Below are 22,469 nucleotides of genomic sequence, written 5' to 3' on the forward strand. Positions count from 1 at the left end.
CCATGCAGTCGGATGAATTTCAGCGACATGCACAGCATTACTAGAATTCGGTGTGTAACGCCAGAGCGGTGCAATCTGCACCGCCTGGACCGTTACAGTAGACATCAAAGGGATGAAAGGGAGAGTGCCAGGCCCTAAGGCCTGACCCTCCCCGCCCACAACGTGGTTAAACCACGTTGATACCGCTCTGCACCCAGAGTTGATGGGTTTCATCTTCCTGGCTGGTGTACACCACGTACTCCTGCCCGTTCTCCAGTTGAGTGGTACCCACCGACCAGTTGCCCGTCAGATGGACGCTGTCTTGCTCGTCACCCTCGATAAACAATCTATCCGTTTCAGGTGCCGTCACTGCCAACAGGTCTTCCAGACTCACAGTCAGATCGACTGCGCTGAAGTCGTTCAGATCGATGCTCTCGATGTCGCTGACCTTGCCAACCAGCAAGCTCAAGTCAACCGTCGCATCTCCACCGTTCCACAACAGGGTGTCGAAACCAGCCCCGCCATCCACCGCTGCAAACTCGGTGTCATGGATCGCGATCTGATCAGCACCGTCGGTACCTTCAGTGATAGTGGCTTGTGACGAGTCTTCCGCAATCGAGGCTGCTGCGAAGCCAGGGGCTTCGGTGGCAGGATCGCCAGGGTTGGCATCGTCCCAGACCAAATCACGATCAGGTGAGTCAACACGTACATACAGCGTGGCAGTGTCCTCTTGGCCACTTGGTGTGGTGAGTTTGTAAGTAAAGCTATCCACTTTGCCGACATCTGCAAGTGCCAGTCCCGGCGTAGTGGTGTAGCTGTAGTTACCGTCTGCATGCAACATCAGAGTGCCGTAAAGCCCTTGCACTACCGAACCAACTTGACCCGGCATCACATAGACCCCGTTCACCAGCACACTCAGCACAGTCAGCGAAGAACCCAGGCTGTCTGCTACAGAGTGATCGCCGGCCAGTAGGACATTACCTGTCGCGGCAGTTGCTGCACCTGTGACGAACTGATCCAGGTGAGTGGTGTTCAGCGTTTGTGCAACCGTAATCGTACCCGCAGATATCAATGCACCTGTGGTGGACGACACTCGATACGATTCACCAGCCATCAGACCGGTGAAGGTATGTGTCGCGTTGGTTGTGGACTGCCCTGCCACGTTAGTCCAGACACCATTCTCCAGATGCTGCAGGACGATCGTTGTTGTAGGAAGTACCCCGATGCCCGCGAAGCTACGGCTGACAACTAGCTCTGCCGTCGAATCTGCATCGATCAGGACTGCTTCACCATTCGCTGTACGGCTACCGACTACTGGCGGCGAGTAGCTGAGCGCCGTAACGCTTTCAGTCTCTACCACGTTATCAATAGCAATCTGTGCCGTTGCGATGTCATCGGTTGCCACCAGCTCAATCACACCTGGAGCCGACGGATCGGCAGGATCCCAGATGACCGTGCTGTCAGTGCTGTCGATGTGTACGTACAGGTTGGCAGAAGCCGTCCCGCCCGCAGGCGTCGTCAGTTGATACGCAAAGGTATCGACCTTACCGATATTCGCCGGATCGCCATTGGCTGAGTAGCTGTAATCGCCATTGGCAAAGATCGTCAGTTCACCGTACAGACCTTGCACGACCGTCCCGACAGCTGGATCGGAATCAACAGGCTCACCATTGACTGTCTGAACCGTCGCATCTGCGCCAGTACCAGGAGAGTCCGGCAAACCGGTCACGCCGTTATCCGTGATGACGTTACCGCTGACATCGCCTCCTGTCGTATCGAAATCAACCAGACTTTCGTTATCGACACTCAGTTGCGCGGTAGCACTTGCACCCACTGCCACGACTGCAGGGTCCATTGCGAGCGTAAAGCGATACTGACCCGCCGCCAGACCGTCAACTTCAGCGCTGGAACTCGAGCCGAAGAGACCTAGCAGATCAAGCAAGCCACCGCTTACACCACCCACATCCACAGGCGTCCAACCGCCAGCACCGTCGCTGACTTCAAGTGTTGCAGTGAACCCGCCACCCAACAGGGAAACCAGCTCGCCCTCACCGAAGGACAGATTCAAGGTGCCAGTGTTATCGCCTGTCACAGTGAATTCCTGCGACCGCGTAGTCACCCCGAGCTGAATTCCGCCCACTCCCAGCAGCGTGAACACTCTCATGTCATCCAGCGCCGTGTTGGTCGTAACCGGAGTTACAGTGAGCTCGGCAGTAGCAACATCATCGAATGCTTCCAGGTCGGCATCCGCGTCAGCGTCAGCGTCGGCATCAGCATCGGCATCAGCATCGGCATCAGCGTCGGCATCGGCATCGGCGTCGGCGTCGGCGTCGGCGTCGGCATCGGCATCCGCATCAGCATCGGCATCGGCATCGGCATCCGCGTCCGCATCAGCGTCGGCATCGGCATCGGCATCCGCATCCGCATCCGCATCGGCGTCGGCGTCGGCATCCGCATCCGCATCCGCATCCGCATCAGCGTCGGCATCAGCGTCGGCATCGGCATCCGCATCCGCATCCGCATCCGCATCAGCGTCGGCATCGGCATCGGCGTCGGCGTCCGCATCGGCATCGGCATCGGCGTCGGCATCGGCGTCCGCATCGGCATCGGCATCGGCATCGGCGTCCGCATCAGCATCGGCGTCCGCATCGGCGTCCGCATCCGCATCCGCATCCGCATCGGCATCGGCGTCGGCATCAGCGTCGGCATCAGCATCGGCGTCGGCATCGGCATCGGCGTCGGCGTCGGCATCGGCGTCGGCATCGGCGTCCGCATCGGCATCGGCATCCGCATCGGCGTCCGCATCCGCATCGGCATCCGCATCGGCATCCGCATCGGCATCCGCATCCGCATCCGCATCAGCGTCGGCATCGGCATCGGCGTCGGCATCGGCGTCGGCATCGGCATCCGCATCCGCATCCGCATCAGCGTCAGCGTCAGCATCCGCATCAGCGTCGGCATCCGCGTCGGCGTCGGCGTCGGCATCCGCATCGGCATCGGCATCGGCATCGGCATCGGCGTCGGCATCCGCGTCGGCATCAGCGTCCGCATCGGCGTCGGCATCGGCATCGGCATCGGCATCGGCATCCGCATCCGCATCCGCATCCGCGTCAGCATCGGCATCGGCATCGGCGTCGGCGTCCGCATCGGCATCGGCATCGGCGTCGGCGTCGGCGTCGGCATCAGCGTCGGCATCAGCATCGGCGTCGGCATCGGCATCGGCATCGGCATCGGCGTCGGCGTCGGCGTCGGCGTCGGCGTCGGCATCGGCATCGGCGTCGGCATCGGCGTCCGCATCGGCATCGGCATCGGCATCGGCATCGGCGTCCGCATCAGCATCGGCGTCCGCATCGGCGTCCGCATCCGCATCCGCATCCGCATCCGCATCGGCATCGGCATCGGCATCAGCGTCGGCGTCGGCATCGGCATCGGCGTCGGCATCGGCGTCGGCATCGGCGTCCGCATCGGCATCGGCATCCGCATCGGCGTCCGCATCCGCATCGGCATCCGCATCGGCATCCGCATCGGCATCCGCATCCGCATCCGCATCCGCGTCCGCATCAGCGTCCGCATCAGCGTCCGCATCAGCGTCGGCATCCGCGTCGGCGTCCGCATCGGCATCGGCATCGGCGTCGGCATCCGCATCCGCATCAGCGTCGGCATCAGCGTCTGCGTCGGCATCGGCATCCGCATCCGCATCGGCGTCGGCATCGGCGTCCGCATCGGCATCCGCATCGGCATCGGCATCGGCATCCGCATCCGCATCCGCATCCGCATCCGCATCCGCATCAGCGTCGGCATCCGCATCCGCGTCCGCGTCCGCATCAGCGTCGGCATCCGCGTCGGCGTCGGCGTCCGCATCGGCATCGGCATCGGCATCCGCATCCGCATCCGCATCCGCATCAGCGTCGGCATCAGCGTCTGCGTCGGCATCGGCGTCCGCATCCGCATCGGCGTCGGCATCGGCATCGGCGTCCGCATCGGCATCGGCATCGGCGTCCGCATCGGCATCCGCATCCGCATCGGCATCGGCATCCGCGTCGGCGTCGGCGTCGGCGTCGGCGTCGGCATCAGCGTCCGCATCAGCATCTGCGTCGGCATCAGCATCAGCGTCCGCATCGGCATCCGCATCGGCATCCGCATCCGCATCGGCGTCGGCGTCGGCGTCGGCGTCGGCGTCGGCATCAGCGTCCGCATCAGCGTCAGCATCAGCATCTGCGTCGGCATCAGCGTCAGCATCCGCATCCGCATCCGCATCAGCGTCGGCATCGGCATCGGCGTCGGCATCGGCATCCGCGTCGGCATCGGCATCCGCATCCGCATCCGCATCCGCATCGGCGTCAGCATCGGCGTCAGCATCGGCGTCGGCGTCAGCATCGGCGTCCGCATCAGCATCAGCATCGGCATCGGCATCGGCATCCGCATCAGCGTCGGCATCGGCATCGGCATCAGCGTCGGCATCCGCATCCGCATCCGCATCCGCATCCGCATCCGCATCCGCATCAGCGTCGGCATCAGCGTCGGCATCGGCATCCGCATCCGCATCCGCATCCGCATCCGCATCCGCATCCGCATCAGCGTCGGCATCGGCATCGGCATCGGCGTCGGCATCGGCATCGGCATCCGCGTCGGCATCAGCGTCCGCATCGGCGTCGGCATCGGCATCCGCATCCGCATCCGCATCCGCGTCAGCATCGGCATCGGCATCGGCGTCCGCATCGGCATCGGCATCGGCGTCGGCGTCGGCGTCGGCATCAGCGTCGGCATCAGCATCGGCATCGGCATCGGCATCGGCATCGGCGTCGGCGTCGGCGTCGGCATCGGCATCGGCGTCGGCATCGGCGTCCGCATCGGCATCGGCATCGGCATCGGCATCGGCGTCCGCATCAGCATCGGCGTCCGCATCGGCGTCCGCATCCGCATCCGCATCCGCATCCGCATCGGCATCGGCATCGGCGTCGGCGTCGGCATCAGCGTCGGCATCAGCATCGGCGTCGGCATCGGCATCGGCGTCGGCGTCGGCATCGGCGTCGGCATCGGCATCGGCATCGGCATCGGCGTCGGCGTCGGCGTCGGCATCGGCATCGGCGTCGGCATCGGCGTCCGCATCGGCATCGGCATCGGCATCGGCATCGGCATCGGCGTCCGCATCAGCATCGGCGTCCGCATCGGCGTCCGCATCCGCATCCGCATCCGCATCGGCATCGGCATCGGCGTCGGCGTCGGCGTCGGCATCAGCGTCGGCATCAGCATCGGCGTCGGCATCGGCATCGGCGTCGGCGTCGGCATCGGCGTCGGCATCGGCGTCCGCATCGGCATCGGCATCCGCATCGGCGTCCGCATCCGCATCGGCATCCGCATCGGCATCCGCATCGGCATCCGCATCCGCATCCGCATCAGCGTCGGCATCGGCATCGGCGTCGGCATCGGCGTCGGCATCGGCATCCGCATCCGCATCAGCGTCAGCATCCGCATCAGCGTCGGCATCCGCGTCGGCGTCGGCGTCGGCATCCGCATCGGCATCGGCATCGGCATCGGCGTCGGCGTCGGCGTCGGCGTCGGCATCAGCGTCCGCATCGGCGTCGGCATCGGCATCGGCATCCGCATCCGCATCCGCATCCGCGTCAGCATCGGCATCGGCATCGGCATCGGCGTCGGCGTCGGCGTCCGCATCGGCATCGGCATCGGCATCGGCGTCGGCGTCGGCGTCGGCATCAGCGTCGGCATCAGCATCGGCGTCGGCATCGGCATCGGCGTCGGCGTCGGCGTCGGCGTCGGCATCGGCATCGGCGTCGGCATCGGCGTCCGCATCGGCATCGGCATCGGCATCGGCATCGGCATCGGCGTCCGCATCAGCATCGGCGTCCGCATCGGCGTCCGCATCCGCATCCGCATCCGCATCGGCATCGGCATCGGCATCGGCGTCGGCGTCGGCGTCGGCATCAGCGTCGGCATCAGCATCGGCGTCGGCATCGGCATCGGCGTCGGCGTCGGCGTCGGCATCGGCGTCGGCATCGGCGTCCGCATCGGCATCGGCATCCGCATCGGCGTCCGCATCCGCATCGGCATCCGCATCCGCATCCGCATCCGCATCCGCATCCGCATCCGCATCAGCGTCGGCATCGGCATCGGCGTCGGCATCGGCATCCGCGTCGGCATCGGCATCCGCATCCGCATCCGCATCGGCGTCAGCATCGGCGTCAGCATCGGCGTCGGCGTCAGCATCGGCGTCCGCATCAGCATCAGCATCGGCATCGGCATCGGCATCCGCATCAGCGTCGGCATCGGCATCGGCATCGGCATCGGCATCGGCATCGGCATCAGCGTCGGCATCCGCATCCGCATCCGCATCCGCATCCGCATCCGCATCGGCGTCGGCGTCGGCGTCGGCGTCGGCATCAGCGTCCGCATCAGCATCAGCATCAGCATCAGCATCAGCATCAGCATCAGCATCAGCATCAGCATCAGCATCAGCATCCGCATCGGCATCCGCATCCGCATCCGCATCCGCATCAGCATCAGCATCAGCATCAGCATCAGCATCAGCATCAGCATCAGCATCAGCATCAGCATCAGCATCGGCGTCCGCATCTGCGTCGGCATCGGCATCGGCGTCCGCATCCGCATCGGCGTCGGCATCGGCATCGGCATCGGCATCGGCATCGGCATCGGCATCGGCATCGGCATCAGCATCAGCATCTGCGTCGGCATCAGCATCCGCATCCGCATCGGCGTCGGCATCGGCATCAGCATCAGCATCAGCATCAGCGTCGGTCTCATCGATGTCCGCGCTATTTACCTGCGAAGGGTCCGAGATATTACGGGCGGCATCCGTCAGCGTCACACTCAGGAGTTCGCCGTTAATTTTTGGCGTATCCATGTCAACTGAGAAGTTGCCATCGGCCCCCACCGTACCGGTACCCAGCAGGTTGCCTTGGTCGTCTCTGATGTGGACGGTGGTACCTGCTTCACCTTTACCCGTAACGTTCACGCCATTTGGGGTGACCACGAGGTTTGTCGGGGCATCTGGAGCGGTTGTATCCACGAAGTCGATGTCCGCGCTCACTACTTGCGCAGGATCCGAGATATTCCCGGCCGCGTCGGTCAGTGTCACGTCAAGGACTTCGCCATTGACTTGAGGAGGGTTCAGCCCAACTGCGAAGTTGCCATCGGCACCGACCGTACCTGTTCCGATCGTGTTGCCTTGTGGGTCTTTGATGGTAACTGTGGTACCCGGCTCACCTTTACCCGAGACAGTTCCGCCATTGGGGGAAACACTCAGGTTGGTTGGCGCATCCGGGGCAGTGGTATCAGCAGGATCGATGTCCGGGCTTACCACTTGAGAAGGGTCAGAGACATTGCCGGCAGGATCGGTCAGTGTCACGTCGAGGGTTTCGCCATTGACCTGAGGGGGACTCAACTCAACTACAAAGTTTCCATCGGCATCAACCGTACCTGTACCCACCGTGTTGCCCTGGGCATCTTTGATGGTAACTGTCGTGCCCGGCTCACCTTTACCCGACACGGTACCGCCGTCAGGGGAAACGCTCAGGTTTGTAGGCGCATCCGGGGCAGTGGTATCAGCAGGATCGATGTCCGGGCTTACCACTTGAGAAGGGTCAGACACATTGCCGGCAGGATCGGTCAGTGTCACGTCGAGGGTTTCGCCATTGACTTGCGGGGGCTTCAGCCCAACTGCGAAGTTGCCATCTGAGCCGACAGTACCTGTACCGACGGTATTGCCTTGGGCATCTTTGATGGTAACCGTCGTGCCCGCTTCGCCTTTGCCAAAAACAGTCGCGCCATCAGGGGAAACACTTAAGTCCGTAGGAGCCGTCGGCGCTGTTGTATCACCATCGCCACCGCCGCCACCACCACCGCCATCACGACTCAATATTGCAATAGCGGCACCGACACCCAACAGGCTCAAACCCCAGACCAACCAGTCTGGTGTACCGGTTCCCGCTTGCGCCGCCAGTGTCAGCTCTTCGAGAGAACTGATCTCACTAAAGGTGAAACCAGAGTAGGGAGATGAGTACTGGCCCAGGTACAACGTGCCGTCTTCATCTTCGAGGACCAGCTGACTCGTCGCACCGTCCTCTCCCACTGCAAAGAAGTTTTGAATAGTAACGGTTTCGCCAGACTTAAGAGTAACCACCAGGTTCTTGCCCGACTGTTGCATCGATTGGACGCTAGCCGGGCTTATGGGGAGTTTTACAATACTGGTCTCATTAAGGGCGACATTACCGAACGCATGTTCGGCTCCCGCCCCCGTCGACTTATCGACTATGACTATGTTCTTCATTGCACACCTTTTTATTAAGCCAATTAAAACCAATAACAAAATCGAGTCGAACGGCAGCGCAGCCTCTTAATAAGAAGCTGAGCATTCGAATCCGCGAAGGTTATGTAAAAGTTTTAAATCAACGCACAGTGCTCAACCCACACCTGCGCGCTCACTGGGCGCCGGGTTTCGAGGCAGGCCAGCAAGACGGGAGTGGTGTTTGCACAAGGGAGTGACAGCGAAATACTGTAACAGCATCAAGCCGTAGAAGCGGTGCTTACGCAGAGGCTTGATCACCGTATACGCTCCATGTCCTTTTGCCCGAAAATACCGGGGTGCGCATCCTTACGTTAAGCAAATCAAGCATGCCTATTAAAGATGCAAGATATCAGCGAATAACCGTCGTAACAGAGCGTTAGCCCTCATCAAGAACGGCTCGCTAGCAGGGATAATAGTCGGGCCGACGATTTCCTTAAAGCGAAAAGTTCAATGCTAGACACGTAAAATATACAGAGACACAGCCAGTGATAGTTGGATGTCTTTCAAGGTATAACTTAATAATCCCGCATGATAATTTCATTATCATAGGATATTATCTGGAATACATTAGAGGCGTACCAGACACTTTTATAATGTGCGGCTAGTTGGAAAATATGGAGCTGTAACATTTTGTATTGTTTTTTATTGCGCGCTTATACATTGAAATTTTTACGTATTTATCCAGAACTCTGACGACTATCCGCTGATCGTCCAAGTCGAAACAAAAGGGGAAAGGCCGGTGATCATCTTCCCGCCTCAGAGGCTATGAGAGCGTAGCCGGCAGCCCGCCCCCATAGACGAAAAACCTTACTGCCGAGTAGTGCCCACAGGCTCGCCGCTCATGCCCTCGATACGCGTCATCAGCACACTGACAAAATCTTCAAGACTCATTTTCTGGCCATTGAAATCCACTTGCCCGCCGCTGTAGCTGAGTGACGCAAGAATGTTGTTGCTGTCGACTTTTGCCAGACCCGTTTGCACCGCCATGACCCCAGCCATTTCACCGTTCATGCTTGCTGCTTCAGCGATCGCTTGAGGATCGCTCTGCCCGGCCAGTTGAGCTTGTACGGCTGACAAGTCAGCGATCATGGGCTTGGACAGCTGAAGCTTGGCGTTCAGAGCGGTCATCATCTGCTTGGCGATCTCGATGGGTGGCTGCTCAAACGAAGCCGGCTTGGCCAGACTTACCGTGACGTTAAAGTGACTTTCTCCATGAACTGTTTTAAGCGTGAGGTCTTCTAGCGCCAGCTGGGGTTTTGCAGACAGAAAATTTTCGACACCGGCTTGCATCAGGGTTTGTTCGGCCAACGTCAGAGGAGTTTCGGGCAAAGTGCCATCGGCTTGCGGCTGAAACTTGGTCTGATACAACTGCAGCAGCGATTGCATGGCCGGAATATCCAGGCTGTTGGCCGTCATGACCATTTTCGCACTGCCCACCGGTTTACCGTCCAAGGTGATGTCGCCCACGTTATAGGCAAGACGCCCGGACAGCAGGTTGTCGGTAGCAGACGCAGAGTCCGCATACTCGAAATCCTTGATCTTGAGCTCCGATCGCCGCTCTCCAAACGTCAACTGACCGTCACTCAGTTGAAGAACGTTCTGCCCGAGGTAGAAACCGTAAGTGCTTTTGTTCAGATCGCTGGCAATCGTCAGGCCGTTTAACTCAACCAGCACCGGTGGCTTGCCTGGTGTGTCGGCATGAACCTTGAGGTGTTCCATATAGCCTTTGGCTTTAAGGTTTTGACCATCGGCATCCATTTGGCCATCCATGATCATGCCCGAGAAGGTGAGGCTGGAGCTTTCATCCAGCTTGGCATCCAGTGGCAGCAACTCCATATGTCCAACCACAGAGCGGTCATAATTCAGGGTTGCCCGGCCGTTGAGAGGCGACTGGTCTTTGGCGGCCGCGAACCATTTCTCTACAGACGGCGTTTCCTCCAGCACATAGCTGCTACTCGCCATCACAGGTAGCCACTTGAAGGTCTTGATACGTGACCAGGGCAAGGGGCCATGCTCGAGTTCATCGACTATCAGCAATTCCAGCGGCTGGGCATCCGGGCCGGAAGCGTCGTCTTGTACGTTGACTCGATAGCGTGCCGTGCTGCTATAGAAACGACTCTCCAGTGAAACCAGCTCGACAGTACCGTGGACCGAGGTACCCTCCAGTTGCGATGCAAGCTCCTGATTGGCCTTCTGAATCGACGCCTGTAAAACGCTTTCAATTTTGGTCCCGGTGTACCACGCGCCAGCCGTGCTTATAACGCCGACGACAACGACAATCCCTACCAATACGCCTAAAGGTTTTTTCATCAATTGACCCGTTCAATGTCCGTTCTGTTGAAAGATATGCGGTCTTTGCTGAACCCGTCATGGGCCGAAAAGTGGGTGCAGGTTAACACTGGCTGTTAGCCAGAGGCGGCGGCTGTAGAGCGCAAGAATCGAGGGGGTATCAGGCGTACTGTTGCTCGATTTCGTCAAGCTGATGGTCAAAGCTCCTGAGGCTGGCACTCCATGTATAGACCAGCACTTCCAGGTCATGATCCAGGCAGGTTTCCCCTACAGAATTAAACGTAACGTCTGAGTAGTCCAATTGATAACGCTCACGCGCCATTGCGGCGGCGACGTCGGAAAGCTCACGGGCGTTGTCGAGCCATTGGCGATCTTCGGATGGCAACGCCTTATCGAGCTTAAGGCACTGGATTTTCAGGGCTTCGAGGCTTTTTTCCAGCGGGGTGCCCGTGAGCTCGCCCATGAACTCCTGGAAGGTACGACCAGGCTGCCAGTAACTGCCCCAGAAATACCGGTCGAATACGGTTTCGACGCGACGCAGCGCAACTTTGGTATCCCAGATCATGACCCGCGTCTGGCCCTGGTCTATCTGGCGCTTTTTGATTTGTCGGGTTTGCACCGAAGCCCAGGCCACGACCACGATAGCCAACACCGCAATCAATGCACTGGCGCTGTCGAGAAAGATCATCGCCTTGTCGATCTGGTGAGCCAGCATGATGCCGTAGAAGTAGGTCGCCGAGAGCAGCACCAAGGCGGCAACTGCACACCAGAAACCGGGAGCATAAGGGTTTTTCATTATTAGTATCCCCATCAAGCATTGCTTGCGCGATGGGAAGGGCCTGAGACCCGCACAGCCCTGAGCCATCGTTCCTGTACCGATAGCTCAAAGCATAGCAACGCTGTCAGGGTTTCGCGCTGACCGAGGGCGGCGTTCGTCCATTTTCCCAGCCGCCACCGAGCGCCAGGAACAGATCAATCTGGCCCATGGCAACTTGGGTGTTGGCAGTGGCAAGCTGTGCACGCATGTCGGTATAGGTGCGGGTGGCTTGCAGGTCAGCCAGAAACGACTCACGTCCCGCCATGAAGAACCGGTGAGTTTGATCGGCAGCCGTTTTGGCAGAAGCTTCTGCTTCAGCCAGTGCCTCACGCCGCTGAAGTAAAGCGGTGTATTGCACCAGGCTGGTCTGGGTTTCACGAATCGCGTTAAGCACTACGCCATCAAATTTGGCCAGCGCTCCCTGTGTCACCGCCTCGGCTTCCCGAATACGCGCTCGCGAGCCATTTTTCGGAATGGTCCAGCTCAGCAATGGGCCAAAACCCCAGTGGTTGGTGGGTGCAGTCCCCAGGTTGTCCAGGATCCCGACCGTGCCAATGCTCGCACCGAAACTGATATCCGGGTAGAGCGCGCCGGTGGCCACACCGATTTCAGCTGTTGCCGCGGCCAGATGGCGCTCGGCCTGGCGAATATCAGGGCGACGCTTTAACAGCGCGGCACCATCCCCCACGGGTAGCAATTGCGCGATATGTGGCAGCTCGGCGCAGGTGGCAACACCCGCCGGCAGTTGATCCAGCGGTTTAGCCAGTAACATCGACAAACGGAACAGCCCGGACTGACGCAGGGCCTCGTAGCGTGGCAATTCCGCCCGCAGCGATCTGAATTGGGTTTCGGAGCGCGTCACCTGCGTTTCATCTCCCCGGCCGGCATCACGCAGACGCTGGGTCAGGTCGGTGCTCTGTGCCTGCAAATGCAGTGACTCTCTGGCGATTTCATATTCTTCATTCGCCGAGCATACTTGGGTGTATGCACGCACCACATCAGCCACCAGAGTTATACGAGCGGTGTCTGCCGCAGCCTGAGTCGCATCGGCGTTGGCCTGCGCAGCTTCAATGCCTCGTTGCAACGTACCCCACAAGTCAAACTGATAAGACGTGCTGATACCCAAGTCGCCAACGTTTGCCACCGGCACTTTATCCGCCAACAGAAAAGCTTCGCCAGACTCTTGCAGACGCTGTGCACCCGCCTTTACCGAACCACTCCAGCCACCCGCCGATTGAGCCTGCTCAACCTGAGCCCGCGCTCGCAACAAATTGGCCGCAGCCACCCGTAAATCGGTGTTGGAAACCAGCGCCTGGTGCACCAGCTCATTGAGTTTCGGGTCCTGATAGAGCTTCCACCAGTCGGCGGGTACCGGGGCCGAAACCACATTGGCGCCTTCCGCGACCAGCTCGCCCTGCAGATCGGGGCGTTGAATGGCGGCATCTTCGGGCAAGTGATAATCGGGGCCCAATAACTGACAACCAGACAGCAGCACTCCCAGCCCTACAGCTGCCAGGTAAACGGCTTTCATGGTGCGCTCTCCTGGGTAGGCTTGGCGGAAGCAGAATCTTCGATGATCGACACCGTGGCGGTACGCCCGGCAATCATGCGGAAGTCCGCCGGGACATCATCGAACACAATGCGTACAGGAATCCGCTGCGCCAAGCGCACCCAACTGAACGCCGGGTTGACGTTGGGTAGCAAGTTGCGACCACTGGTGCGGTCCCGGTCCTCGATACCCGCCACGATGCTATCCACATGACCACGCAAACGAGCATTGTCACCCATCACACGAATATCAACGCTCTGGCCAACATGGATACCACCCAGCTTGGTTTCTTCAAAATAGCCATCAATGTGAAACGAGCTGCTGTCGACAATCGACAATACCGGTTGACCTGCGGTGACGAATTCATTGACCCGGGGCGCTCGATCATTGACGTAGCCCTCTACCGGGCTACGTACCACCGTGCGATCCAGGTTGAGTTGAGCACTGTCTACCGCAACTTCGGCTTCAGTCAGCGCTGCCTGGGCTCGCAACTCACGGGACTGGCTTTCTTCAAGCATCTCGCGGGAAACAAGGTTGCCCAAGCCCCGATTGCGTCGATTTTCTCGCTGGGCCTGAGCCAGACTTTCCTTGCGATCAGCTACCGTCGCTTGAGCTTGGCGCAAAGCCAGCTTGAATCGGTCCTGATCGATGATAAACAGCACCTGATCCCGAACGACAGGCTGGTTGTCCCGTACGTCTACTTGCTTGATCAGGCCCGATACATCAGGAGCTATTTGCACCACATTGGCGCGTATATGTCCGTCTCGCGTCCATGGCGAAAACATGTAATACATCGTCATGCGCCAGACCACGACGCAGGCAAACGCTACCACCAGTAAGGTGAGAACCACTCGGCCCAAGGTCAGTAAAGGTTTTTTCATGTCATCAGATATCGACTAAACGAATCCACAACGCCGAGAAGCAGAGCGTAGAGACCGACGTTGAACAAAGCCCGGTGCCAGACCAGGCGGTAAAAGTGCACGCGCGTAAGTAGCGCGTGAACCAGCAAAAAAAGGATGTACGTAATGCCCATCAGGACCAGCAAGGTGGGTAGAAAAACGCCACTGATATCTACCTCGCCGATCATAGCGGTGCTCCATCGATACTTTGGGACTGGGGCAGGTCACCCTGATCAACGATAAACTCCACACCCGGCAAGATTGCCAAACGCAAACCACTTAGGGCATGCAGCAAGTGCACCCGGGCGTCGCCTTCGTCTTGCAAGTCATGAACGTTCAATGCACGACGGGTGCGCTCCATCGTCATTTGCAAACCCATCGGCATTGGCAAACGCTCTCCTGCCTTGAGACAGGCCCTGAAGTATTCGCCCACTTCGTTGACGACTTGATCCAGCAACTGTTGCCGTTCTCCGCTGACACGTGGCGAGTAAGCGAGCAGATCCAGAAGGTTTAGAGCCACGCGCAGCTCTCGCAGCGCCGTACCCGTATCTTGTCCAGTCATCGCCAGACGCGGCAGGTGTTGCATCAGGCGGTCCAGCATTTGCGCCCCCATATGCCGATGATCGGCGAGAGTCGCGGGCTGAGTCAGTGTGACAATGTCGCGCCAGCTAAAACGCGTCAGGCGCTTTGCCGCCAGCTCGGCGCCGAACGGTCGGGCAATCAAGGTCCAAATGAAGGCAAACAACAGCCCGATAGGGCCGGCCAGGTTGGCGTTCATGAACATCATAAAGTCCGCGTCATAGGCACCTTGAATGCTGATAAACGACGCGGTGTTCACGATGGTCAGCAAGGTGCCCAAGTAAAAGCGCGGCTGCACAGTCAGCGTGCCGACACAGATAAACGGCACCGCAAAAGCCAGCACTAGCATAGGGAAGTCATGCAGGTTGGGCAGGATCACAAACAGGTACAAGCTGGCGAACACCACCGACAGCGAGGTCCAGAAAAAGAAACGGTAGATTTGTGGTGCCGGGTCATCCATCGCCGCAAAAAAACTACAGGCGACAGCAGCCAGAATCACCGCGCTGGCACCGTCAGTCCAGCCGAGCAAGATCCACAACACCGACGCAACAACGATCGCGGTCACGGTTGAAAACGCTGAGTAGAACATCAAGCCACGATCAAGAAACGGGGTCAGCCGGCCCAGCCGCCAGTGTCGATAAACTGCGCGCCAGACATCCTGACTCCCGGTCGATATGGCCTGCTGCAAGCTGCGGCAGTCTTGCCACAAATCAATCCACTCGCCCAATCGGTAAAGCACGTTGGAGAACACAAGCTGACGTCGGTCATCCAGCGCTTCGGCACTCGGTTGTAGCTGCTCCAGCTCATGGCGTAACGCTTTCCAGGACTCGACAGACGCGTCTGTTTTGGTGTTTTCGAGCCAGTCTCGTGTTTTCGCCAGCAGAGGCGTGATTTTCTCGACTCCTTCGGGAGTGCGACGCTCCAGGGCATATAACGCATCATCCAGCGCGTCGACGACAGGTAGCAGGTGGATCATCCTCCCACGCAACTCTTTGGTATTACGCACTGTTTGCGGTAGCGCACCTTCATGGGGAAGCTGGCCGATCATCATCTCCAGGCTGTTGAAGGTTGCCACCATTGAGGAGCGCAGACCGCTGACCTTGCCGGGTTCTACATCACGGGCCAGGAAGTGTTTACTGTAATTGGACGCATCATCGAACCACTTGGCTGCCGAAGCAACAAACACAGGGGCCAGACGACGCGGCCAGAACATGCTGCCCACCACTGCCGCGCAAACGATTCCCAGCATGATTTCTTCTGTCCGCGAGACTGCGATATCGAACACGTTCAGTGGGTTATCTACAATCGGCAAAGCGATCATCGGCATGGTGTAACCCGCGAGCATGAACACATAGCTGTTGGCAGTACGCAGGTGCAACGACAAAAACAGCAAAATACCCGTCCAGAGCGCGATCACCAGCACCAGAAGAAACGGTGTTTGCACAAACATCGGGACAAAAAATACGGCTGCGGCCGCACCTATCAATGTACCCAGAGCACGGTAGACGGCTTTGGAACTGGTAGGTCCAACGAAAGGGCTGGATACGATATAGACCGTAGCCATGGCCCAATAGGGACGAGGCATTTCCATCAACAGCGCGATGTACAACGCAATCATTGACGCTGCGAAAGTACGCAAGCCATAGAACCAGTCGCGGGCAGGCGGCACGCTGCTGAAAAAACCTTTCAAGAGGTTTCTCCATCACGCAATTGGCCAGCAGCCTCAAAGGCATTGATCACGCGCAACGCAGCTTGCTGGTCCTCCAGCGAGACACCGGCCAGAGCCGCGCGCCTCAGTTGTACAAGCTGAGCCTCGATCGATTGAGCCAATACTCGACCGGACTCGGTCAGACTCAAGGTCTTGGCCCTGCGATCACTGGCATCTGCACTACGTCGCACATAGCCCGCACTGCATAATTGATCGAGCAGGCGCACCAATGATGGACTTTCCATTCCGGCAGCATGGGCCACAGTCACTTGACGTACGCCCTCACCCAAGCGGCCGATAATCAGTAACGGCATGGCGCAGGCTTCGGAAATCCCGTAGTTGACCAACGTGGTCTGACAGACGCGTCGCCAATGGCGAGTCGCGACCACCATCCCGGTGCTGATGCTCATTTGCAGTAGATCAAGAGTGTCAGGCAAGAGGTATCACACAATGTTAGTTTGCTAACTATTAATTTTGCGCGGCCCAATGATCTCAGTCAAGTGTTGCAAATTAATTCTTAGCGCCTGTGATCGGTTTTGTGCGCAACATCAAATTCAATTGGTCGACTACCTCGGCCCAGTCAGCATCTTCAAGTATTTCCTCGCGTAAAAAATCTGCCTGGCTTGGGGTCCAGAAAAAAGCTTTGTCCAGCCTCAGGTCAGCTTTGAGTGGTGAATGGGAAGAGACGAACTTCTCGATGTCAGCAGGTTCGGCTGGCAACCCCAGCTGTTTGAACAGCGCTGGGAGACTATGGATAGGCGCTTGCATGGAGTGGACTCCCGTCAGGTTCATGGCCTTTTGAACGGCACATCCTTCCAATATAGTCGAGCCCGCGTATTACCGATGTGTATCGCTTAAGCTCCCCTGCATGGCAGGAGATTAGCCACTGGCAGATGAGAAAACTGGTACCGAAAAAACTAGTGGCTAGCTGCAATCACTCTGTACTCAGTCACGCTAAACTATGCGTAACAAGGTTTGACAGGGATTGAGTCAGTACCTAGCTTGAATTGGATCCAACCCAATATGCTGATTTTCTCCCGTGAGTAGTGCCGCCGTGGCCGCAAAACATAATCCTTTAAGCAATATCGAAGTACATGGCCCCATACCTGCCCATTTGGCCCGATCGACCATTGAAGAAGTCCTGCGCAGTGCCATTCTTGATGGTCGTCTGGCCTGCGGCACAGCTATTCGACAGCAGGCATTAGCGAGTTTGTTTGGCGTCAGCCGCATGCCTGTCCGCGAGGCATTACGTCAGCTTGAAGCTCAAGGCTTATTGAATGTCATACAACACAAGGGAGCCGTCGTAGCACCCTTGATCGAAGACAATTCGCTGGAAACCTATGAGCTGCGGCTATTACTCGAGGCCCAGGCCTTGCGCATGTCACTGCCGTTGTTGAGTGAAGTGGATTTTGAAGACGCTGCTGGCTATATCGAGGCGCTTGAAGTGGAAAAGGATTTCAGCAAAATCGGCACACTCAATCGACTTTTTCATCAGACGCTTTACCGCAAGGCGCCCAATAAAAAACTACTGGCATTAATTGAAACAGGCCTCATCGAAGAAGAGCGTTTTCTGCGCTTCAACCTTGAACAGATGAATCTGGGTAAATTGTGTCAGGACGATCATCGGGCATTGTTGCGTCATGCAAAAGCGAATGATGTTGAGTCGAGCGTCAAGGAGCTGGAACTCCATTTACAACGCGGGGTTCAGGCGATTACTTCCTTCCTCCACAGCCAGAAACAAAAACAGCCCGGTCGTTGAAACGACAGAGCTGTTAATGAATCAATGAGCGGCGTAAAGACGTTTGCGCGGACCACCTATCCGCGTATCAGATTTTGAAACTATCGACCAACTGTTTGAGGCGGCTGGCTTGCTGTGAGAGCGCATCGCAGTCTTTAAGGGTTTCGTTGAGATTCACCACACCTTGCTGATTGAGCAAATTGATCTGGTTAATGTCCACGTTGAGTGTTTCAACCACAGCCGTCTGTTCTTCCGTTGCGGCGGCAACTGACTGGTTCATCCCGTCAATTTCTTCAATACGCTGAGTCACGCTGATCAAACGGGCACCCGCCTGGTTCGCCACCTCAACACTTTCCTCACTGGAAGCCTGGCTGGCATTCATGGTGCTTACCGCTTCGCGAGAGCCCACTTGCAGCGAGGTGATCATTTTATGGATCTCTTCAGCCGACTCCTGAGTCCGGTGAGCGAGGTTGCGTACTTCGTCTGCCACCACTGCAAACCCTCGACCCGCTTCACCCGCACGCGCGGCCTCAATGGCCGCATTGAGGGCCAACAGGTTGGTTTGCTGAGAAATACCTTTGATAACATCCAGTATGTGGCCAATGTTATCGGTGCTGGCATTCAGGATCTCGATCTGGGCACAAGACAAACTGATCTTCTGCGAGAGCTCAGTCATGGCCTGGATGGTCAGCTCAACGACTTTACGGCCATCATCTGCCTGTTCGCTCGCGCCGCTCGCATGCTGTGATGCATCGGCGGCGTTACGGGCTATTTCCTGAGTAGCGGCTCCCAGCTCATTGATTGCTGCCGCAACACTGTTAGTGCGCGCACTTTGTTCGTCCGACCCTGCAATCGATGCATTGGACGAGGTCATCACACGCTGGGACAAGTCATGGACCTGACGAGTCGCGGAAGACACTTCGGAAATAGATGCGTGGATCCGTTCAACAAACTGGTTAAAGGCCCCAGCCAAATCACCAAACTCGTCCTTACTTTCAATCGCCAAGCGACGCGTCAGGTCCCCTTCACCCTGGGCAATGTCATGCATGGCCCGACTCATGGTGTTCAATGGGCGCATCAATACTTGGATTAACAAACCAAGCAATGCCGCAATCGCTGCTACAGCAACCAACATTGCGATGACTGCAGATGTCCGAAATTTAGACAGCGGTGCATAGGCCTTTTTCTTGTCCAGCGATTGACCGATATACCAATCGGCCGATGGCAAACCTGTCACTGGCGTAAAGGACATAATCCTCTCATTACCATTAAGCGTTACATCCTGAATCCCTCTCTCAACACGCAGGGAACTGGATGGATAAATATCCTTCAGGTTCTTCATGACCTGATCTTTATCAGGGCTGACGATGACCTGGCCATCGCCACTGACCAAAAATGCGTACCCCAACCCACCCGAATCAACAGAGTTGATAATGCTGACCAGGCTGTCCAGGCTCAGGTCACCACCCGCCACACCCAATAGTTGGCCGTCTTTCTTGACCGGCATGGCAATCGTCACAATCAAACCACCTACGGCAGCCATGTAAGGCGGTGTCAGCATGGTCTGACCCGCACTCACAGCTTGCTTGTACCAAGGTCTCTGACGAGGGTCATATCCTTCAGGCATTTTAGCGTCGGGTCGCTGGGTAAATACGCCATTGACCTGACCCACGTATGTGAACTGGAAGTTCGAGGTGAATGCCGGTTGGTCGATCAGTCCCGGCAAATCAGCTTCGCTGCCCTGATGAGCCACGTTCTGCGCAAGGCTTTCCAATATCAGAATACGACCACCCAACCAATTCTGAACGCTGCTGGCAGTCAGGTTGCCCGCTTGCTCCACCGACGACTCGATATTCTGCTTGATGGTATTTCGCTGCAGATAGTCGTTGTACAAAGTGAACAACGCGAACGCCAGAACCACGACGCCTGAAGCCGCCAGAAGAATTTTATGACTGAACTTGAGATTCATTGCATGGGACTTCTTATGCCAAAAGGAGGGATGCTTACGAAGGCGGCATTTCATATGTCAGCGCAGACATTTTTTCGAAGCCCTGCTACGAAATGCACACATTGTTCAACAGGCTGTCGGCAGCAATTACGGAAAAATTAGCCGCTTGTAACGACAATTAGTTTAATCCGACGAAAGCAGAGGTCTGGTGGCAGTAGCGTGATTCTTTGGGATAAAAGCCGAAGCTAGAGGGGGGGAGGTTGAGAAGCTTATGGCACGCAAAAACAAAACCCCTGTCTGCGTAAGCAGACAGGGGTTTCGGAATTCAATCTTGACGATGACCTACTCTCACATGGGGAAACCCCACACTACCATCGGCGATGCATCGTTTCACTGCTGAGTTCGGGATGGGATCAGGTGGTTCCAATGCTCTATGGTCGTCAAGAAATTCTGTGACAGATCCGTTAGTAAAAACGTGTCTGTGAAAACTTGGGACTTCTATAAAAACAAAATCCCCGTCTGCGCGAGCAGACAGGGATTTTGGAATTTAATCTTGACGATGACCTACTCTCACATGGGGAAACCCCACACTACCATCGGCGATGCATCGTTTCACTGCTGAGTTCGGGATGGGATCAGGTGGTTCCAATGCTCTATGGTCGTCAAGAAATTCGGTAGCCAGGTCGTTTACCTTTCGGTTCACGCTCCAGCGAATGGGTATGTAATAGAGTCGGTGTTTTGTGAATTGCAAACTTTCGGTTTGTATCGTCTTCACACACCGCAATCTGGTGCTCTTTCGAGTCAGCAAATTGCTTGGGTGTTATATGGTCAAGCCTCACGGGCAATTAGTATTGGTTAGCTCAACGCCTCACAGCGCTTACACACCCAACCTATCAACGTCGTAGTCTTCGACGGCCCTTTAGGGAACTCAAGGTTCCAGTGAGATCTCATCTTGAGGCAAGTTTCCCGCTTAGATGCTTTCAGCGGTTATCTTTCCCGAACATAGCTACCCGGCAATGCCACTGGCGTGACAACCGGAACACCAGAGGTTCGTCCACTCCGGTCCTCTCGTACTAGGAGCAGCCCCTCTCAAATCTCAAACGTCCACGGCAGATAGGGACCGAACTGTCTCACGACGTTCTAAACCCAGCTCGCGTACCACTTTAAATGGCGAACAGCCATACCCTTGGGACCGGCTTCAGCCCCAGGATGTGATGAGCCGACATCGAGGTGCCAAACACCGCCGTCGATATGAACTCTTGGGCGGTATCAGCCTGTTATCCCCGGAGTACCTTTTATCCGTTGAGCGATGGCCCTTCCATACAGAACCACCGGATCACTAAGACCTACTTTCGTACCTGCTCGACGTGTCTGTCTCGCAGTCAAGCGCGCTTTTGCCTTTATACTCTACGACCGATTTCCGACCGGTCTGAGCGCACCTTCGTACTCCTCCGTTACTCTTTAGGAGGAGACCGCCCCAGTCAAACTACCCACCATACACTGTCCTCGATCCGGATAACGGACCTGAGTTAGAACCTCAAAGTTGCCAGGGTGGTATTTCAAGGTTGGCTCCACGCAGACTGGCGTCCACGCTTCAAAGCCTCCCACCTATCCTACACAAGCAAATTCAAAGTCCAGTGCAAAGCTATAGTAAAGGTTCACGGGGTCTTTCCGTCTAGCCGCGGATACACTGCATCTTCACAGCGATTTCAATTTCACTGAGTCTCGGGTGGAGACAGCGCCGCCATCGTTACGCCATTCGTGCAGGTCGGAACTTACCCGACAAGGAATTTCGCTACCTTAGGACCGTTATAGTTACGGCCGCCGTTTACCGGGGCTTCGATCAAGAGCTTCGCGTTAGCTAACCCCATCAATTAACCTTCCGGCACCGGGCAGGCGTCACACCCTATACGTCCACTTTCGTGTTTGCAGAGTGCTGTGTTTTTAATAAACAGTCGCAGCGGCCTGGTATCTTCGACCGGCGTGGGCTTACGCAGTAAATGCTTCACCCTCACCGGCGCACCTTCTCCCGAAGTTACGGTGCCATTTTGCCTAGTTCCTTCACCCGAGTTCTCTCAAGCGCCTTGGTATTCTCTACCCAACCACCTGTGTCGGTTTGGGGTACGGTTCCTGGTTACCTGAAGCTTAGAAGCTTTTCTTGGAAGCATGGCATCAACCACTTCGTGTTCTAAAAGAACACTCGTCATCAGCTCTCGGCCTTGGAATCCCGGATTTACCTAAGATTCCAGCCTACCACCTTAAACTTGGACAACCAACGCCAAGCTGGCCTAGCCTTCTCCGTCCCTCCATCGCAATAACCAGAAGTACAGGAATATTAACCTGTTTTCCATCGACTACGCTTTTCAGCCTCGCCTTAGGGACCGACTAACCCTGCGTCGATTAACGTTGCGCAGGAAACCTTGGTCTTTCGGCGTGGGTGTTTTTCACACCCATTATCGTTACTCATGTCAGCATTCGCACTTCTGATACCTCCAGCAAGCTTCTCAACTCACCTTCACAGGCTTACAGAACGCTCCTCTACCGCATCACCTAAGTGATACCCGTAGCTTCGGTGTATGGTTTGAGCCCCGTTAAATCTTCCGCGCAGGCCGACTCGACTAGTGAGCTATTACGCTTTCT

General features: G+C 57.1%; 11 protein-coding genes, 3 rRNA genes and 1 pseudogene (1 of these 15 running past the window's edge). 1 reads left to right on the forward strand and 14 read right to left on the reverse strand.

The features are described from left to right. Positions 1-166: 166 nt before the first annotated feature. The 9 genes from DQN55_RS22345 to DQN55_RS21750 form a co-directional block, all read right to left on the reverse strand. A complete protein-coding gene (locus DQN55_RS22345; protein WP_197714156.1) occupies positions 167-8,284 on the reverse strand; it encodes a BapA/Bap/LapF family large adhesin in 8,118 nt (2,705 codons plus the stop codon). Positions 8,285-9,109: 825 nt separating this feature from the next. After that, on the reverse strand, positions 9,110-10,612 hold the full coding sequence (locus tag DQN55_RS21715; RefSeq protein ID WP_048384163.1) for a YdgA family protein: 1,503 nt from the start codon (positions 10,610-10,612) through the stop codon (positions 9,110-9,112). 139 nt (positions 10,613-10,751) lie between these two features. Beyond that, a complete protein-coding gene (locus DQN55_RS21720; RefSeq protein WP_048384161.1) occupies positions 10,752-11,387 on the reverse strand; it encodes a hypothetical protein in 636 nt (211 codons plus the stop codon). A gap of 106 nt (positions 11,388-11,493) precedes the next feature. Continuing rightward, entirely contained in the window at positions 11,494-12,939 is a 1,446-nt protein-coding gene (locus DQN55_RS21725; protein ID WP_048384159.1) for an efflux transporter outer membrane subunit, read from the reverse strand. After that, positions 12,936-13,838, reverse strand: coding sequence for an efflux RND transporter periplasmic adaptor subunit (locus DQN55_RS21730; protein ID WP_048384157.1), 903 nt, complete (start codon positions 13,836-13,838; stop codon positions 12,936-12,938). The genes DQN55_RS21725 and DQN55_RS21730 overlap by 4 nt, the downstream gene beginning before the upstream one ends. Then, positions 13,835-14,044: a DUF1656 domain-containing protein gene (locus DQN55_RS21735; RefSeq protein ID WP_048384155.1), complete on the reverse strand. Its 210-nt coding sequence runs from the start codon at positions 14,042-14,044 to the stop codon at positions 13,835-13,837. The genes DQN55_RS21730 and DQN55_RS21735 overlap by 4 nt, the downstream gene beginning before the upstream one ends. Then, positions 14,041-16,125 (reverse strand): FUSC family protein, encoded by a 2,085-nt coding sequence (locus tag DQN55_RS21740; protein ID WP_048384153.1) that lies wholly within the window; start codon positions 16,123-16,125, stop codon positions 14,041-14,043. Before DQN55_RS21740 ends, DQN55_RS21735 begins: the two co-directional genes overlap by 4 nt. Beyond that, positions 16,122-16,553 carry a MarR family winged helix-turn-helix transcriptional regulator gene (locus DQN55_RS21745; RefSeq protein ID WP_048384150.1) on the reverse strand — a complete coding sequence of 144 codons (432 nt, stop codon included), beginning with the start codon at positions 16,551-16,553 and terminating at the stop codon, positions 16,122-16,124. The genes DQN55_RS21740 and DQN55_RS21745 overlap by 4 nt, the downstream gene beginning before the upstream one ends. Positions 16,554-16,653: 100 nt before the next feature. Beyond that, the gene (locus DQN55_RS21750; protein WP_048384165.1) at positions 16,654-16,911 is read right to left on the reverse strand and encodes a DUF2789 domain-containing protein; all 258 of its coding nucleotides are present in this window, start codon (positions 16,909-16,911) and stop codon (positions 16,654-16,656) included. A gap of 286 nt (positions 16,912-17,197) precedes the next feature. On the opposite strand from DQN55_RS21750, the gene DQN55_RS21755 reads away from it, so the two are divergent. Beyond that, positions 17,198-17,902 carry a GntR family transcriptional regulator gene (locus DQN55_RS21755; protein WP_048384147.1) on the forward strand — a complete coding sequence of 235 codons (705 nt, stop codon included), beginning with the start codon at positions 17,198-17,200 and terminating at the stop codon, positions 17,900-17,902. 67 nt (positions 17,903-17,969) lie between these two features. On the opposite strand, the gene DQN55_RS22710 is transcribed toward DQN55_RS21755, so the two are convergent. The 5 genes and pseudogenes from DQN55_RS22710 to DQN55_RS21775 all read right to left on the reverse strand — a co-directional run. Next, a complete protein-coding gene (locus tag DQN55_RS22710) occupies positions 17,970-18,755 on the reverse strand; it encodes a methyl-accepting chemotaxis protein (protein WP_373274349.1) in 786 nt (261 codons plus the stop codon). Between the two features lie 117 nt (positions 18,756-18,872). Next, positions 18,873-19,904 (reverse strand): annotated as a pseudogene (locus DQN55_RS22715) (HAMP domain-containing protein); the annotation flags it as partial. A gap of 254 nt (positions 19,905-20,158) precedes the next feature. Next, positions 20,159-20,274 (reverse strand): 5S ribosomal RNA (rrf, locus tag DQN55_RS21765). A gap of 106 nt (positions 20,275-20,380) precedes the next feature. Further along, positions 20,381-20,496, reverse strand: a 5S ribosomal RNA gene (gene rrf / locus DQN55_RS21770). A 157-nt stretch (positions 20,497-20,653) separates the two neighbouring features. Continuing rightward, positions 20,654-22,469: ribosomal RNA gene (locus DQN55_RS21775) — 23S ribosomal RNA — on the reverse strand; it runs 1,076 nt beyond the window's last position.

It is taken from the genome of Pseudomonas taetrolens, from assembly GCF_900475285.1.
GTDB lineage: Bacteria > Pseudomonadota > Gammaproteobacteria > Pseudomonadales > Pseudomonadaceae > Aquipseudomonas > Aquipseudomonas taetrolens.

What these genes read in the sequence shown, in the direction of transcription:
- DQN55_RS22345 (WP_197714156.1), bottom strand. Translation starts at nt 8,284, where the DNA reads ATGAAGAACATAGTCATAGTCGATAAGTCGACGGGGGCGGGAGCCGAA.
- DQN55_RS21715 (WP_048384163.1), bottom strand. Translation starts at nt 10,612, where the DNA reads ATGAAAAAACCTTTAGGCGTATTGGTAGGGATTGTCGTTGTCGTCGGC.
- DQN55_RS21720 (WP_048384161.1), bottom strand. Translation starts at nt 11,387, where the DNA reads ATGAAAAACCCTTATGCTCCCGGTTTCTGGTGTGCAGTTGCCGCCTTG.
- DQN55_RS21725 (WP_048384159.1), bottom strand. Translation starts at nt 12,939, where the DNA reads ATGAAAGCCGTTTACCTGGCAGCTGTAGGGCTGGGAGTGCTGCTGTCT.
- DQN55_RS21730 (WP_048384157.1), bottom strand. Translation starts at nt 13,838, where the DNA reads ATGAAAAAACCTTTACTGACCTTGGGCCGAGTGGTTCTCACCTTACTG.
- DQN55_RS21735 (WP_048384155.1), bottom strand. Translation starts at nt 14,044, where the DNA reads ATGATCGGCGAGGTAGATATCAGTGGCGTTTTTCTACCCACCTTGCTG.
- DQN55_RS21745 (WP_048384150.1), bottom strand. Translation starts at nt 16,553, where the DNA reads ATGAGCATCAGCACCGGGATGGTGGTCGCGACTCGCCATTGGCGACGC.
- DQN55_RS21750 (WP_048384165.1), bottom strand. Translation starts at nt 16,911, where the DNA reads ATGCAAGCGCCTATCCATAGTCTCCCAGCGCTGTTCAAACAGCTGGGG.
- DQN55_RS22710 (WP_373274349.1), bottom strand. Translation starts at nt 18,755, where the DNA reads ATGACCTCGTCCAATGCATCGATTGCAGGGTCGGACGAACAAAGTGCG.